The 13,909-nt window shown below is 66.1% G+C and carries 12 protein-coding genes; 1 reads left to right on the top strand and 11 read right to left on the bottom strand.

Annotation, left to right across the window (positions count from 1 at the left end; translation table 11 throughout):
- The 6 genes from PQI23_RS00005 to PQI23_RS00030 all read right to left on the bottom strand — a co-directional run.
- A partial coding sequence (locus tag PQI23_RS00005; protein ID WP_339970481.1) for a hypothetical protein occupies positions 1–751 on the bottom strand: 751 nt, incomplete at its 3' end.
- 338 nt (positions 752–1,089) lie between these two features.
- Positions 1,090–1,578, bottom strand: coding sequence for a GIY-YIG nuclease family protein (locus PQI23_RS00010; RefSeq protein ID WP_339970483.1), 489 nt, complete (start codon positions 1,576–1,578; stop codon positions 1,090–1,092).
- Between the two features lie 315 nt (positions 1,579–1,893).
- Positions 1,894–2,499 carry a hypothetical protein gene (locus PQI23_RS00015; protein WP_339970485.1) on the bottom strand — a complete coding sequence of 202 codons (606 nt, stop codon included), beginning with the start codon at positions 2,497–2,499 and terminating at the stop codon, positions 1,894–1,896.
- An 80-nt stretch (positions 2,500–2,579) separates the two neighbouring features.
- Positions 2,580–2,972 (bottom strand): hypothetical protein, encoded by a 393-nt coding sequence (locus tag PQI23_RS00020; RefSeq protein ID WP_339970487.1) that lies wholly within the window; start codon positions 2,970–2,972, stop codon positions 2,580–2,582.
- A 52-nt stretch (positions 2,973–3,024) separates the two neighbouring features.
- Positions 3,025–3,459, bottom strand: coding sequence for a hypothetical protein (locus tag PQI23_RS00025; protein ID WP_339970488.1), 435 nt, complete (start codon positions 3,457–3,459; stop codon positions 3,025–3,027).
- A gap of 271 nt (positions 3,460–3,730) precedes the next feature.
- On the bottom strand, positions 3,731–4,987 hold the full coding sequence (locus PQI23_RS00030; RefSeq protein ID WP_339970490.1) for a serine hydrolase domain-containing protein: 1,257 nt from the start codon (positions 4,985–4,987) through the stop codon (positions 3,731–3,733).
- 119 nt (positions 4,988–5,106) lie between these two features.
- Between PQI23_RS00030 and PQI23_RS00035 the strand changes: the two genes are divergently transcribed.
- A complete protein-coding gene (locus PQI23_RS00035; protein WP_339970492.1) occupies positions 5,107–6,126 on the top strand; it encodes a biliverdin-producing heme oxygenase in 1,020 nt (339 codons plus the stop codon).
- Positions 6,127–6,191: 65 nt separating this feature from the next.
- On the opposite strand, the gene PQI23_RS00040 is transcribed toward PQI23_RS00035, so the two are convergent.
- The 5 genes from PQI23_RS00040 to PQI23_RS00060 all read right to left on the bottom strand — a co-directional run bounded on the left by PQI23_RS00040 (position 6,192) and on the right by PQI23_RS00060 (position 13,872).
- Positions 6,192–7,466 carry an ATP-dependent DNA helicase gene (locus PQI23_RS00040; protein ID WP_339970494.1) on the bottom strand — a complete coding sequence of 425 codons (1,275 nt, stop codon included), beginning with the start codon at positions 7,464–7,466 and terminating at the stop codon, positions 6,192–6,194.
- 37 nt (positions 7,467–7,503) lie between these two features.
- Complete coding sequence (locus tag PQI23_RS00045; RefSeq protein ID WP_339970496.1) at positions 7,504–8,823, bottom strand: MFS transporter; 1,320 nt, start codon at positions 8,821–8,823, stop codon at positions 7,504–7,506.
- 75 nt (positions 8,824–8,898) lie between these two features.
- Entirely contained in the window at positions 8,899–9,726 is an 828-nt protein-coding gene (locus tag PQI23_RS00050) for a class C sortase (protein WP_339970498.1), read from the bottom strand.
- 119 nt (positions 9,727–9,845) lie between these two features.
- Complete coding sequence (locus PQI23_RS00055; RefSeq protein WP_339970500.1) at positions 9,846–11,228, bottom strand: SpaH/EbpB family LPXTG-anchored major pilin; 1,383 nt, start codon at positions 11,226–11,228, stop codon at positions 9,846–9,848.
- A gap of 73 nt (positions 11,229–11,301) precedes the next feature.
- Positions 11,302–13,872 (bottom strand): SpaA isopeptide-forming pilin-related protein, encoded by a 2,571-nt coding sequence (locus tag PQI23_RS00060; RefSeq protein ID WP_339970502.1) that lies wholly within the window; start codon positions 13,870–13,872, stop codon positions 11,302–11,304.
- Positions 13,873–13,909 lie beyond the last annotated feature (37 nt).

Raw genomic sequence — 13,909 nt, forward strand, 5'->3', positions numbered from 1 at the left:
CCTGATGTCTGCTCTTTCGGCATAACTCCATCCTCGTTTCCAAGGTCAGGAGTCTCCAACAAACCCAGAGCGCTTCAATACGGATCGCCTTCGGAGTCTTGCGTTGTCCTTTGAACAGTTGCAGGACCGCGGGAGCATCCGTGACCATGTCGCCGATTTCGCCAGCGACATTGAAAGAGCGGAGTCCGGAAGCTCGTTTTAGTACCTTTGCCCGTTCCGCATCGACTACCGGCACAGCTCGGTAACTGATGTCCTTGTCTCCGTACTTTTCCTGCGAGAAGCGGCTGAGCCAGTCAGCGAAAGTGCTCGCTCGCGAGGACGAAATGGATTCCGCGAGTACGCCGATGATGTTCCCGAACGGGAGAAACCAAACGAAGAGATTATCGACGGGAAACCAATCCTCACCCGCGAGAGAAAGCGCTCTCTGATCGCCGGACGCAGTGTTCTGCTGGTTCGGTACAAAGTCTTTGGGCGACGCGAGGACTAACCCGAGAGTGACATTCCCATCAGCGCGAGGGATGGCGTTATCTATGTCCTTAAGGCCTAGTGCCTGGTTCCAATGCTTGGTGACGTTTAGGCGGTACGCGCGTCCGGTGATGGGAAAACCGTTGATGGTCTGTTCGCTCGGTGTTGTCTCCAAGCGACGCAGGAATTCATCCCAATTTGCTTCATTCAGGTGCTCGCCTGTTGCACCATCGACAATTCGCCAATACTGAACGGTCCGAGTTATGTTCTTCTTTTGCTTCGGCACCTTTGCTCCTCGAAGATTGCATTTTTAATGAATCTACATGTTGATGAGGATGCTTCGGGGATCGTGGGGCGAGTGGTCTTCACTCGACATCACACGCAGCAGAGCAAACCTGACTTGTGCTCGAGCGTGCCCCTTCGTAATGGATCTTTGAACCGTAATGGCCGGACATTCGTAACCGCTAACCTGCTCGATTGTCGATCTCCAGCGATGCAGAAACAGCAAAACCCCCGGAGCTCAGCGCTGCGGGGGTTTCTGTGTTTCCGGGACGGTGAAGTGGGTGTAGAACTCCACCATCTAGTCTCCGACTCTATAAGGTTCGCAAGAATCGCGCAACCACATCATGCGGCGAGTCCTAGGGTTCGGCCCACCCTGAATGGGGCACCATGCTTGTCTCGAACGTTCGCCATGTGGAACGCCAGCCGGGGTGTGAGGTCGAACCACTCGCGTTGGCCTTCGACTCGATCGCTTTCGAACGCGAGGTGCCGCTGCCTCTCCAAGCTCATCGTTCCGGGCTCAGCGGCAACCACTTCATCATTGGGGATCTGCTTCGCGCGCGCTCGAAGGTCCTCAGTGAAGCCAATCTTGATTCTGTCGCCGAAGCGCATGTAGTAGACGACGCCGACCTTCGGATTTTCGCGCGGAGCCACATGCGCAGAGGCTTCTTCGGCCGCCTCCCTGGCTGCAAGCTCTGCGCTCAGAAGCGCGATCGGTTCGTGACAGTGAGGGCATAAGGCGAACTTGAGCTCAACCGGATCTATTGATTGCAACCGCGAGCTGCTCATGCAGCGGACCGTCACCGATGGCGTCTCGTCGCCCCACTGCTTCACAACCTCTCTCCAATGAGGTTCACACAGCCCAAAGGACGAGCCTGGGTGCGGGGCGGTCCAGCAGTCTGACCCACCATCGCAGGGGATCGGGCAATGATCGAAGTACTCGGGGCGCATAGTCACTTTGTCCCTGCCTTGCGACGGCGTCGCGGCGTGACGCTGTCCATACGCAGGAGATCGGGAACGTACAACCACATCTCATGGAGTGGTCGTGCGTTGCGCACCTCTCCATCCTCCACCCACCGATAAACGGTGGAGCGTGGCCGACTAATCAGCGCTGGTGCTTCCTTCGCGATCACCCATATCGGAAGCGCCTTAGGCAACGGCGACCTCCCGCTCTTCTGCACTTTCGTCCACAGCACTGGCGCCGGCCATCTCTGCTTCGATGAGTAGCACGTTCACGGAGAACAGGTCTTCTGGCATTGAGTATCCGCACTTCGGGCAGTCGACGACGATTGCGTCACCTGGGAAGCGAGGCGGGCGGTACATGAGTGTCAACTCAGAGCAGCCCCCGCACCGCATGAGGCGCATCGCGTGAGGTATGTCCTCACGCGGCCATCTGCGGTCCGCTATCGACACTGCGCGGCCGAGCTCGATGGCGAGGTATGCGCCCTTCTGGTCGTTTGCGGCTTGCTCGGGTGTTGCGTACCCGTTGAGCTGCTGCAGGTAGCGCGCGATCTCGTCGGCGGCGAGCCATGTTGCAGGCAGGTTGATTGTCGGCGCCGATGAGGAATCGACGCGGACATCAGTCTCGCCGGCCATGTTGAGGTTGCCGGCTGCGTAGAGCCAAGTGACGAGGGGCGCGGCGACTGACCAGGCCCAGATGAATCGGGACCATTCCCGTTGCTCGAGCCGGCCAATGCCGTCGGCCGCGTGCCCGGTGTGGTCGAGGTGGAGTGGGGGAGCTTCATGCTGGTGCATAGCGATGTTCCCGGCCTCGGCCCGGTAGACCCGTGCTCGAGCTATTCAGTTGTGCTGCCGTGAATGCTACACGGCATTTGCTAGGCGAATGACTGCAGAACGCGCAGGAGCGGGAAGAGCATGAAGAACGCGGCGAAAACAAGTGCCACGATTGCGAGCTGCTTCCCAGTTCCAGTCGACTTGGAGCGGTGGAGCCCCAGGAAGCCGAAGGTCGCAGCGAGGATGATGGGAAGCAAGCCCAGCGTGTAGACAGGCCACACAGTGCCAGTGAAGAGTGCGAGCAAGCCCGGAGGAATCGCAAGGATCGCTGCGACCAGCGCGGTGACAGCGAACCCGTTCACCCGCGGCGTCGGGGAAGGGGCCGCCGCCAGAGGACCCCACGCGAACCCATCCCACCACTGCATTTGCCCGTACTGATTCGGATACCAACCTGCCGGCACCGCAGTGTTCGGTTGCGAGTGGTGAACTGTCATGCTCCACACCCTACTTTTGACGGGCAGCTTTCTGGTAACGGTGCGCGCAACTTCACCCGGTGATTCTGACTCGGAGATTCGCCGACTGCAAAGGCGAGGGGGCGACGGGCCTCTGCGACGAATCGAGCAGCAACAGTCGATATATCGTCGTCGCCGTTGCGGACAGCTCTGGATACTCGAACGAGGTTAGTGCGTGGTCACGGCTCAGGAGTCGATCGATGTATGCCATCATCGCTGCGTGATCCGGAACTAGGCGTCGGCCTGTCTTCAAGTCCCAGCATGATGCGGACATGATGAGGACGTCGCGGCCTGCGAAAAGCTCGGTGGCGAAGAACTCGTTTGCGTGCTCGCGCGTGATGAGGATGCGGATGGTTTTGTCATCGCCGATGAATCGTGTTCCCCCGATGGTTACCGGGTCGAGAGCGACCGCGGAGGGGTCTCGGGCGATGCGCCGCCATGCTTCGATTTTCTGTGCAGGAGTCGTCATGGTTGCGACCATACGAGTAGCCACCGACATGAGAGGCTGCGATTGCATGGTGAATCCACTTTGACTCCAAAATGGATTCACGACGGGGCTTCATCGAGTTGCAGTCAGACCTTCAAGATCGGCGTAAATGCAACGATCTACAACCTTGAGCAACATGCTGCAACCGAGAATGGTAGACGCTGAAGTTCTACCATTGAACTACATCCCCATGCGGAATCGCGAAGGATTCCGACTCGACAACCGTAGCAGAAAGTCGCGCGCCGTCGGCCCGCTACTGGCAGACGGCGGTCTTCGCGAGCGCCTCGTCCTGCTGCTCGAGCGTCCAGGTCAGCTCGGGCGCCACGCCCTGCGCCTGCGCGAGCGCGGTGAGCTTGAAGGCGAGCGACTGCACGAAACCGGTGCCCGCCGAGGAGTTGTTGAGCGCGACGACGACGGAGAATCCGCTCTCCGGGTCGGTGTACACGGCGGTCAGTGTTCCCGTGATCGAGCCGGCTCGGCCGTACAGCGGGCCGACCTTCTCGACGCCGAAGCTCCACAGCCGGCCCTCGGCCGCGATCTCCTCGGTGGGTTCGCCGTTCTCATCGCGCGCGGGGTTCTTCGTCGGGAACGCCTCGGCGATGAGCCCCGCACTGTCCTCGCCGTACGCGCCCGCGAGGTAGCTGTCGTAGAACTTCTTGAGGTCCGTGGCGGTGGTGATCGTCGCGCCGGCCCCCGAGAGCATCGAGGGGGAGACCTCGGAGACTTCGACGGGTTCCGCATCGCAGACGGCCTTGCCGCCGCTCGACGGGTAGGTGAGGCCCTGCAGCGATTCGCCGTTGACCGTGGTGCTGTTCAGGTCGGGGAAGTACGTGGACCCCATGTTCGCCTCGGAGAACACGTGGTTGCGCAGCAGGTCGGGGAGATCCTCGCCCGTCTTCACCTTCAGCGCGCGCGCGAGCAGCACGGCGTTCGTGTCGGACTGGTGGAAGTCGAGCCCGGGCCACGACCCGGGGGACTGGGAGAGCCCCTGCGCGATGAGCTCCTGATCGGCCCAGGGGCGCGTCGGGTTGTTCGCGAAGATGTCCGTGAACGCGCCCTTGTAGTCGATGAGCCCGGATCGCATGTCGCAGAGCTGCCGGTAGGTGACATCCTCGATGTCGGACTGCCGCGTCAGGTCGTCCGAGACCTTCCCGTCGAGGTCGATCCTCCCCTCATCCACCAGGTCGAGCATGAGCGCGCACACCACCGGCTGGGTCGCCTGCGCACCGCGGATCAGCGTGGAGCCGTCGACACCGCTGTCTCCGTAGCCGCGGAGGTACTCGCCCCCGTCGTTGCCCCACACGCCGACGATCGCTTCCGTCGATCCGCTCTGCTGCATCGCTGCCGCCACCGCGTCGTCGATGCCGGTCGCGAGGGCCTGGTCGATGGTGTTGACGTCGGCCGCACTGGTCACCGAATCGCCGCCGGTGCACGCCGTGAGGCCGAGCGAGGCGACGATGACGGCACCGACGGCCAGCAGGCGGGTGCGAGGGGCAAAGCGCGGAATCAAATTCGACCGCCAATCTCGAGGGTGAATTGGACACAGAACACACGGGAGTCTAGTGCGTGCGACTGAGAAGTTCGCCGCGGGGTGGGGCGAAGTGAGGCGACCCTTACTAGACTGAGCCGGTGACGATTTTTTCGGATGACGTGATCTCGGGTGTGACCGGGCACATGAATGGCGACCATGCGGCCGACAACCTCCTGATCGCGCGCGCTTTCGGCTATCCCGGCGCGACGGCGAGCACGATGGTCGGCGTGACCGAGGCCGCCGGCCTGTGGCGCGTGACCGACGCCGACGGGGAGCACGAGCTGTCGGTGGCGTGGCCGGGCGGCCCGATTTCGGAGCGGCCCGAGATCCGCCGAGAGGTGGTCGCGCTGTACACCGCCGCGTGCGCGAAGCTCGGGGTTCCGGCGCGCGGCGAGCACGAGGAGCCGGGCGCCTCGCACGCCGACGGCGCGGGCGAAGCGTCTGACGCCGCCGAAACCACTGCACCCGATCGCCCGTTCTCCGTGGTGATCCGTGAGAGCTCCTGGTCGGATCACTCCGACAGCGAGGGGGCCACGTTCATGGAGGACATCATGCGCGGCAAGGGCTCGCTGCAGGATTACGTCGACCTCGTCGCCCAGCACTACTTCATGTACGAGGCGCTCGAGGCCGCGGCGGATCGGGTCGCGGGCGACCCCCGATTCGCCGGTTTCCACACGCCGTCGCTCGTGCGGCTTCCCGCGCTCGAGGCGGACCTCGCGCACCTCATCGGGGCGGACTGGCGCGATCGCATCGTCGCCGTGCCCGCGACGCTCGAGTACGCGGCGCGCATGCGTGAAGTGGCGGCTGAGGGCTGGGTGGCCGGCGTGGTGGCGCATCACTACACGCGGTATCTCGGCGACCTGTCGGGCGGCCAGTACATCGCGAAGCGCGTGGCGAAGCAGCACGACCTGCCGAGCGCCGGCATCGCGTTCTACGACTTCTCGGAGCTGGGCGATCTCACCGAGTTCAAGAACGAGTACCGGGCGGCGCTCGACGTGCTCGGGGCGCAGCTCGACGAGGGTGAGCGCGCCCGCATGCTGGACGAAGTGCGCACGGCGTACGCGTTCAACACCGCGGTGTTCCGGGACCTCGGGCGGGCGAAGCTCGCCGCCGCATAGCGCCGGTCGCGCAGTGCAGGATCAGGGGATCGGGCGTCGCCCGATCCCCTCTTGCGCTCCCCTGTCTACGCCGATTCCTCCTTGCCGCGCATGAACCGGACGACGTTCGGATCGACGATCACGTCGCGGGGCTGCAGCGGCCGCTGCAGGTAGAGCCCGTCGAGGGATCGCACGCGGCTCAGCGCGACGTAGGTCTGGCCGGCGCTGAACGCGCGCGGCCCGAGGTCGACGACCGCGGCGTCGTAGGTGTGGCCCTGCGACTTGTGCACCGTCACGGCCCAGGCGAGCCGCAGCGGGAACTGCTCGAACTCGGCGACGACCTCCTTCTCGAGCTTCTTCGTCTCGGCGTCGTACCGGTAGCGGTACCGCTCCCAGACCATGGGCTCGACCTCGAACTCCTCGCGGTCGACCTCGACCCACACGGTGCCCTCGATGCGAGACACCGTGCCGATGGTGCCGTTCACCCAGCGTCCGTCGGGGTCGTTGCGCAGGAACATCACCTGGGCACCGGGCTTCAACTCGAGCACTTCGTCGGCGGGGTACGTGTTCTCGCGGAACTCCCCATTGATCTCAGCAACGGCGCGCAGTGACGATCCCGCGATCTCGGAGAGACGCTGGGCGTTGATGCGGTTGACGGTCGCGTTCGTCGTGGCCAGGGTGATCACGTCCCGAGGAGCCGGTCGTGCGCCGGCCGAATTCAGCTCGCCGGCCTGATCCTCGGTCACGACCCCGTGGCGCACCGCTCCGAGGATCTGCTTGAACCGGTCGTCGCGCTGCCGATGCACTTCGAGCAGCTCGAAGGTGGAGAGCGGCGCCGACTTCCAGACGTTCGCGTCGAAGAACCACAGCGAGCGGTAGGTATCCGCGAAGTAGGCGCGTTCGTGCGGGTCCCGCGGGGGTACGGGAGGCAACTGGTAGGGGTCGCCGAACATGATGATCTGCGCCCCGCCGAACGGGTCGTGCCGCTTGCCGCGAGCGAGGCGCAGCGATCGATCGATCGCGTCCATCAGGTCGGCGGACACCATCGAGATCTCATCGATGACGAGCGTGTCGATCGCGGCGAGCATCTTCTTGAGCTCCGCCGGCTGATCCAGATCGTGGTCGGCGACGATGCCGGTGGGCAGACGGAGCAGGGAGTGGATGGTCTGCCCGCCGACGTTCAGCGCCGCAACGCCAGTGGGGGCGCATACGGCGATGATCTTGCTGGTGTTCCACGACAGGTGGTTCAGGATGGTCGACTTGCCGGTTCCCGCGCGACCGGTGATGAACAGGTGCTCGCGGGTGTGCTCGATGCGTTCATAGACGGCGAGCTGCTCGGCGGAGAGTTCAGGACGGGCCACCCGAACAGGCTACTGCCCAGGGGCCGGGCTGCGCGCTTCAGCGACTGGCGCGTACTGGAAGCAGCAGCAGGAGCCCGATGAGCAGCACCGCGCCGATGCCGATGATGCCGAAGATGGTCTCTCCGCCGATGGCGATCGCGACGGTGAAGCCGGCGGGGGCGAGGAACGAGACCGCGCGACCCGTGGTGGCGTAGAGGCCGAAGATCTCGCCTTCGCGCCCTGCCGGGATGAGGCGGGCGAGGAAGGACCGGCTCGCCGACTGCACGGGACCGACGAAGATGCAGAGCATGAGCCCGAAGACCCAGAACACCCAGGTGCCCGCGTCGTGCAGTGCGAAAACCAGCATGGCGCAGATCACCATGAGCACGATCGACGAGACCATCACCCGCTTCGCCCCCAACTGATCCTCGAAGAACCCGACGACGATGGTCGCGAGCCCGGCGACCACGTTCGCCGCGATGGCGAAGAGGATCACCGTGGTGTTGTCGAACCCGAAGCTGCGAGCGGCGATGACGCCGCCGAAGGTGAACACGCCGGCGAGCCCGTCGCGGAACACGGCGCTCGCGATGAGGAAGTGCAGGGTCTGCCGGGCATCGCGCCAGAGGCCCGCGATACTGCGGAACACGTCCGCATACGCGCGCACGAACCAGCGTCCCTTGCTCTCCGGGTGCGCGACCGCGTCGATCTCGGGAACCGCGAAGAAGACGGGGATGGCGAAGACCGCGAACCACGCCGCCGCGAGCAGCATCGCGATGCGCACGTTCCAGGCGCCCTCCGCGGTGACGCCGAACCAGCCGACCTCGGGGAAGATGAATCCGACGAGGATGAGCGCGAGCAGCACGATGCCGCCGAGGTACCCCATGCCCCAGCCGATGCCGGAGATCTTGCCCACGTTTCGGTTGTCGGCGATCTGACCGAGCATCGCGTTGTAACTGACGCTCGCGAATTCGAACGCGACATTGCCGATCGCGAGCAGCACCAGGCCGAAGATCAAGAACTGCTCGTCCGGAGCCACGACGACCATCAGCAGGGTCGAGGCGACGACGATGGCCGTGTTGATGCCGAGCCACGACTTGCGACGCCCCGCCTGGTCCGTGAGTCGACCGATCACGGGCGCGAACAGCGCTACCACGATGCCGGCGACGAGCAGTGCGACTCCGAGCTCGGCCGATACCTGCTCCTCGGGACCGAACGGAGCGCTCGTGATGTAGACGCTGAAGACGAAGGTCGTGACCACCGCATTGAATGAGGCGGAGCCCCAATCCCACAGGGACCAGGCGAATACGGTTCGCTTCTTCACGGAATCGGGGGCGCCGGAACCCGAGGTGGTGGGAGCAGGCAGCACGTGGTCGCTCATGGGTTCAGCGTAGCTCGCCCCGGATGCCGGCGGTGGCCGAGTTCCCTCTGCGTTCACGAGCCGGCGTTCGGGAGTTCATGTCCCGGGTGAGGTCCTGCTCGAAGTGCGCCCGGAGGCGACTCCGCTGCGCCACACGTACAGGCCGGCGATGAGCGCCCCGCCGCCGAGAATCCCCGCCCACCAGGGAGCGCTGTTCGCATCCGGGTCCGAGAGCCCCGCCTCGCGATCCGCCTCGGGAGTGGGGAAGACCCGTTCTGCCGTGACGAGGATGCGCTGCGAATTGATCCCCAGCGGGGTGCACGTCACGAGGGTCACGAGGTCGCGGCCCTCCCGCGCCTGCAGTGATTCGGTCTGATCCGGGTCCACCAGCGTCGTGGAGATCACTCGGTACGCGAGCACTTCGCCGAACGTGGTCATGGTGAACGTATCGTCAACCCGCACCTGATCGAGATCGGTGAACATCCGGGCGTCCGCGAGCCCGCGATGGCCGGTGATCACCGCGTGCGTGCCCTCCCCCCCGACGGGGAGGGAAGTGCCCTCGAGGTGCCCGAGTCCCTGGAGCAGCGTCTCGTCGGACGTTCCGTGGAAGGTCGGAAGGTCGACGTCGATGCGAGGAATGCGGATGCGCGTCATGACCCCCGTCGCGTCATCGTCGAGCATGGAGCGGTACTCGAGTGCGTCATCGGAGATCTCTCCGCCGCCGAGCGGCAGGCGTTCGTTCGCCTCGATGCGCGCCCCGACCCGGAGCGCGTCGTTGTACTCGTGCGCCCGGGCGATGCTTGCGGCGTTGCGCTCCGCGTGACCATCGGTGATCTCGCCCGCCTCGCCGAGGAGCCTCGACTGCTCGCGCTGCGCGAACCAGGCGGCGGTCGATGGGTACACCAGGATGGTGAGACCGATCATCGCGACGCACGCGATGATGAGGGGCGCGACCGGGACGCGCCAGCGCGGGGCGGAGGCACTGCGCCCCCGCCCCGCGGCGTCGTCGGACCGTCGACGCCGATGCTGCAGCTGGTCGCGACTCAGTGCTGCTGCCGACGCTTGCGCGCGACCACGAGGGCGGCTCCGACGGCCGCGGCGAGCACGGCGACCCCCGCGACCGAGAGCCACAGCTGACCCTGCGCGCCGGTGAGCGGCAGATCCGGGCCCGTGCGCTGCGCGTTCGGCACGGCGAGCACCGTGGGCTCTGCGGCGCCGCCGGCCGGCACGACGACCTCCCGAAGCTGCGGGTCGAGGATGAAGCCGGCGGGAGCCACCGTCTCGCGCACCCAGTAGGAGCGTTCGGACGTCGCGTCATTGCCGGCCCACAGCGAGATCTCGGCGGTGCCCGTGTCGTCGGTCGTGAGCGTTCCGATCTCGTCCGTCGCCTCTGCATCGCTGAAGACCGCGAACTCGGCGTCGGCGAGCGTGTCGGTCTGGTCGCCCGACACGTGCTTCAAGATCTGCAGCGCACCCCAGTTGGTGCTCGCGGTCCCGGTGAGCACTGGGGCCCCGTTCGTTCTGACCGTCGCCTGGTTCGTCACGACGCCGTCACCGCCCAGGCTCTCGACTTCGGTCACGATGTCCACGGTGATGATCGCGCCGGCCACGAGCTGCGCTCGCCCGGTGGCGGTGAGCGCGATGGTCACCGTATCGGCGGTGTTCGTCACGGTGTAATCGGTTCCCGGAGTGAACCCGGGGGTGCGGATCGTGGCGCTCACGAAGCCGAGTCGTGCGTCGAGAGGATCGATGATCGTGAAGTCGGTGTACGCGGCGCCCTGGTTGAGCGCCGGGACCGGAGCCCCGATAGTCCAGGTGACCGGCGCCCCGAGTACGAAGCCATCAGGTGCGGACACCGTCTTCTGAGGCGCGGTCGCGTTGAGCTGGTTCTTGGGATACACGTGCACGTCGTACGTCCACTCGCCGCCGCCCGCCGGCGTCGGGAGCGTGACGAGGAACGGGTCCACCGGCGACACGACGTTGTTCTCGCCGGGGTCCGTCTCCTCGACCAGATAGAGGCCGATCGGGAGCGCGGAGGCGATGCTGCCGTCCGCGCCGGTCGTCACGATCGTCGGGGTGCCGAGCGTGAAGCCGCCGCCGCTGACGTCGGCGGGAGTGAGGTTGCTCGCGCGCTCCCAGCCTGCCGGCGTCGCGAGATCGATGGGTCCCGAGGCGCTCGCGGTCACGGGCGTGATGGTGAACTCCACACCGGCGAGCGGAGTGCCGAGGCCTGAGGGATCCGCGATCTCCGATCCGTCGCCCTCCCCGCCCTCACTGCCGGCGTACTTGTGAATCGTGAGCGAGGTGGGTGTTCCGGGGTCGATGTTGTCGGCCAGCGCGGGAGCGGCGGGGGCGGCGACGACGGCCGCGGCGGCGATGGCGCCGACGGCGAGCGCCCCCCAGAGGCTGAAGCGTGTGCGTCTCATAGTGTGTGGGTCCTTTCCGGCGAGGGTGTCAGAGATGGTGAAGGTTGCGGGTGACGGTGCAATCGACTGCGGGTCATGGAGTGGGGCGGGGCGCCTGGCTCACCGCCCTTCGTCGGAGCCCGAAGACCACGGCTGCGATGATGCCGACGCCGAGAACCGACGAGCCGATGATGGTGAAGGCGTCCGATCCGGTGCCCCCGGTGAGCGGGAGTGCGGGTCCGTCCGCCTGCTGATTCGTGAGCGCCCCGAGGGACGCCGTGCGCTGCGACGCGGAGATGGTGAATCGGTGCACGGTGGGATCGCGCACGAACCCGGCAGGGGCGGTGGTCTCGGTGAGCGTGTACTCGCCCCACGACAGCCCGGTGAGGCGGAAGTCGCCGGCGCCCGGGTTCGCGTCGCGGCCCGTGCACGCCGCTGCAGAGGCTGCGGTGCAGTCGTCGATCACGAGCGGTGTGGAACCCGCGGGGCCCGTCAGCGTCCAACGGGAGCCGGCGAGCGCATCGCCGTCGGGTCCGACCTTCGACCAGGTGGCATCGCCCGGCAGATCGCGGTTCGTGAGGGTGCACGTCGCCTGCTGCCCGCGAGCGATTGTGAGCGTGCTCGTCGCGGGCGAGAACGTGGCGCCCTGGCAGGCGATTCCGGTGAGCTCGTAGCCGTCGAGCTGCCGCTCGCTGATGACGTACGAGCCGGTGGCGACGACGCGGCTCTGCCCGGTTGCGAAGTCGAGCCTCGGGGAGCCCGACTGCTGGGCGTGCAGCCGACCGCTCCACGCGGCCGGCGCGAGTGCTCCCCCGAAGCCGTTCGTCACCTGCTTGACCAGTGTCAGCGTCTGTTCGCACGTGACGGTGTTGGTGACCGTGTACTCATTCGCCGCGGCGGGGAGCACGACGGAGGTCGGGGAGCCGAGTGCGGGCGTGCCGGTGATGCCGGATCCCGAGATGGTCGCAGAGGTGAGACGGCAGCCGGGCACCACCGCTGGGTCGAAGCTCACCTCCTCGGAGATCGCCACGTTCTGCCCGATGGCGTAGCCGCTGCGCAGCTGCCCCCACTGCGGGGCGCCCGTGGTCGAACCCAGGGGCGTGAGTCCGAGGGTCGCGGTCATGCCGGCGGGCTGGCTGCCCTGGGCGAACTGCTGGCCGTCGACGATCCAGGTCTTGTTGACGCGAACGGTCGCCGGCCGCGTCGAGTTGGTGAACGTGCAGACGATGGACTGGCCAGTCGTGGGCACAGTGAGTGTTCCGGAGGTGCCGGTGCCCGACACGAGCGGCGTCGTGGAGCCGTCGACGCGGCACTCGTAGGTCGTCGTGTAATCGGAGAGGCGCGTCTGGCCCGCGGCGGTCTCTGTGAAGGTCAGGGTCGCGCCGCGGCCGGTGGGCACCGGACCGACGCGCTGCGCCTGCAAGCCGGTCGACTCACCGCTGGTCGTCGCACTCCCCACCGACGTGGCGCCGTTCGAGAGGTTCAGCGTGAACTGGTCCTCGGCTTTGGCTCGGGCATTCACCCGCTTCTCCACGGTCACCGTCGGAGGCGAGGAGCAGGACGCGAGGTCGGTGCTGTCTGTGAGCGTGGAGTTGACCACCTGGCGGTTCGTGAAGCCCGGCATGTTGTACGCCTCGACCGTGGTCGTCGAACCCATGAACAGGCGTCCACTCGCATCGAACGCGATGCCGTTGACGTTCGCCTGCGACGCGAAATTGTTCGACGCAGACGAGGGGATGAGGCCGCCGCCGGCCGCCTGCAGGTTCGCCGCCGTCACCGAGAACAGCGTGCCGGTGTTCCCGGCCCCGCGCAGGATGAACATGTTGCCGCTGGCGTCGAAGTCGAGGTCTCCGTTGGAGCCCGTGCCCGGGTTCGTTCCCGCATTGATGTACCCGAGATACGCGAACGTGCCACTGGCGGGCGAGTACCGCCAGATCTTGAACTGCAGCGTCGAAACGCCGTTCACCGTCGCGGTCTGGTAACCGCCGAAGTTGAAGTTGCCCGTGCTCTGATTCACGGCACCGGCGATGAGCTGACCCGTGAATCCGCCATTGGCCGCCACGCCGGTGTTGTAGGTGTCGCCCGTATTGGACCAGGTGTTCGTCGTCGTATTGAATTCCCACATGGTCACGGTGCGGCCGGTGTTGGTGCGCTCGTAGGCGTACACCTGCTCGCCGCCCGCACCCACACCCAGGCCGTTGAAGCTACTCACTCCCGACGCGCTCGTGCCGACGGTACGCACGGTCTGCCCGGAGACCGAGCGAAGCTGACCGGTCGATGAGACGGAGTAGTAGGTTCCCGCGACGCAGGCCAGCGCGGCCTGAGCGCTGATGTCATTCGCGAGAACCGGTGGGCCGGTTGCGACCGGGTCCGGGGCGGCGGTCTCCGAGGGGCTGGTCGACGTCTGGCCGGGCGATTCGGGTGCTTCCTCACTGGTTTCGGGATGCGCAGTGGGGTCGCCCTCGTCCGTGGTCGGCTCCGGCTCCTCGGCCGGGTCTTCAGGCGCCGACGTCCCCAAATCGTCCGGTGCCTCCTCGTCCCCAGGCGCTTCGAGGGCCGGCTCGTTCGACACGTGGTTCTCGGTCGCGACCGCCGCTCGAGGGGCGATCTGCGAGCCGGCTGCGCACACCAGTACGGCGAGGAGCACGGTCGAGCACCGGCGCATGAGGGTTCTCCCACGGGGCTCGGAAGCGCTGCGAGGG

The organism is Leucobacter sp. USCH14 (assembly GCF_037619215.1).
Classification (GTDB): domain Bacteria; phylum Actinomycetota; class Actinomycetes; order Actinomycetales; family Microbacteriaceae; genus Leucobacter.

Coding starts and splice junctions, on each gene's coding strand:
- PQI23_RS00020 (WP_339970487.1), bottom strand. CDS start 2,972: ATGACAGTTCACCACTCGCAACCGAACACTGCGGTGCCGGCAGGTTGG.
- PQI23_RS00060 (WP_339970502.1), bottom strand. CDS start 13,872: ATGCGCCGGTGCTCGACCGTGCTCCTCGCCGTACTGGTGTGCGCAGCC.
- PQI23_RS00050 (WP_339970498.1), bottom strand. CDS start 9,726: ATGATCGGTCTCACCATCCTGGTGTACCCATCGACCGCCGCCTGGTTC.
- PQI23_RS00015 (WP_339970485.1), bottom strand. CDS start 2,499: ATGCACCAGCATGAAGCTCCCCCACTCCACCTCGACCACACCGGGCAC.
- PQI23_RS00025 (WP_339970488.1), bottom strand. CDS start 3,459: ATGACGACTCCTGCACAGAAAATCGAAGCATGGCGGCGCATCGCCCGA.
- PQI23_RS00045 (WP_339970496.1), bottom strand. CDS start 8,823: ATGAGCGACCACGTGCTGCCTGCTCCCACCACCTCGGGTTCCGGCGCC.
- PQI23_RS00055 (WP_339970500.1), bottom strand. CDS start 11,228: ATGAGACGCACACGCTTCAGCCTCTGGGGGGCGCTCGCCGTCGGCGCC.